At 39.5% G+C, this 664-nt stretch carries 1 protein-coding gene; it reads left to right on the top strand.

Annotated elements, in window-relative coordinates; genetic code table 11:
- A partial coding sequence (locus ATB76_RS26870) for a hypothetical protein (protein WP_081095005.1) occupies window positions 1-537 on the top strand: 537 nt, incomplete at its 5' end.
- Window positions 538-664: the final 127 nt, after the last annotated feature.

The following is a 664-nucleotide window of genomic DNA, read 5'->3' as shown; positions in this document are numbered from 1 at the left end:
GGCGTTATGCGTCAGAGGGAAATTATGAATCCAGGTATTTATTTAGACGATTTTGAAATTACAGAAAATACGGAAGAACTACAGGCAATACTTGGACGTTGCTTGATAGTTGCAACTCGTTTTGATCACTTGTGCGATCATACATCCAAATATCTTGAACTGAAAAACTCGTTTGTAATGGTCGTTGATCGACAGAAATTCGAGGATTATGCGACAGAGTTGATAGGTAAATTCCGAGCCCTATATAAAAATATAGAATCACTTCCAATCGCTGATGACGTAAAAGACATCCTTCATGCTGCGAGAGAGGCGAGAAATGAAATAGCTCATAGTTTAGCTATTGGTTTAACTGGATGCTTGGATACAAAAATTGATGAAAACTACTTTAAATCTCATATAACTCGACTAATTCGAGAGGTTGCTGCTGGTGATTATGCTATTTCTGTAATTTTGTCACTGCTCAGTAAAGAGCCTTTGCTTCAACAGTCAAGCGAGGATTACCAAGACAACGTAGTAAATTGGGTGCTTGGGAAGTGAACGCATAACAATCTGTTTAAGAGTGATTCGCAACGCGTGGCATTTTTACTATGCGTTGCGTTTAGTGTTTAAGGTGGTATGCGGTAGCTTCGGTATTGCGTTGCTCACACCTTAACAGGGCGTTAGT

The organism is Vibrio sp. MOR3 (assembly GCF_001557775.1).
Taxonomy (GTDB): Bacteria; Pseudomonadota; Gammaproteobacteria; order Enterobacterales; family Vibrionaceae; genus Vibrio; species Vibrio jasicida.
Note: the sequence above shows the minus strand (reverse complement) of the source record. Positions and strands in the feature narration are given on the sequence as shown.